General features: G+C 46.0%; 1 protein-coding gene. It reads left to right on the top strand.

Translation table 11 applies throughout. The features are described 5' to 3' along the window. Window positions 1-414: thermostable hemolysin (locus tag R8O11_RS29890; protein ID WP_318195215.1), on the top strand; the 414-nt coding region annotated here is incomplete at its 5' end. Between the last annotated feature and the right edge of the window lie 162 nt (window positions 415-576).

The raw sequence follows: 576 nt of genomic DNA, 5'->3' as shown, positions 1-576 counted from the left end.
ATCGCCGAAGATGAACCTTTGTTCCTTGAACAGTATTTAGAAGACGACGCCCAAAAGCTGGTTTCTAACGTATTTAACTGCGACGTAAAACGTTCGAACTTAGTGGAGTTTGGTCACTTGGCATCTTTCGCTAAGGGCATGTCATCTCTTCACTTCTACCTCATCGCAGAAATGCTGGTCAACCTCGGTTTTGAATGGTGCATCTTCACCGCGACAGACCCACTTCACGCCATGATGGCGCGCTTAGGATTGGAGCCTCATATCATCGCGCAGGCCGATCAAAATAAAGTCCCCTATGCCAAGTCCACTTGGGGTTCGTACTACGAACATCAACCGCGTGTGTTAGCTGGCAATCTGCAAAAAGGACTCGAGCGTCTTCGATTAGTCCAAGAAAGAAAACGCAAACAAGCCTAGATAGAAAAGTAAACGTCGTTAAAACCGCAAACACAACCAGAACAACTTGGTTAAACACAACGCCAGAATATAGGTGATGTATGAATATTCTCCTCGATGCCATTACAAAATGGGCAAAAACGACACCAGATCGAGTAGCACTTGTCGGCTACGAAGCGAATC

The organism is Vibrio sp. 1288 (assembly GCF_033344475.1).
Note: the sequence above shows the minus strand (reverse complement) of the source record. Positions and strands in the feature narration are given on the sequence as shown.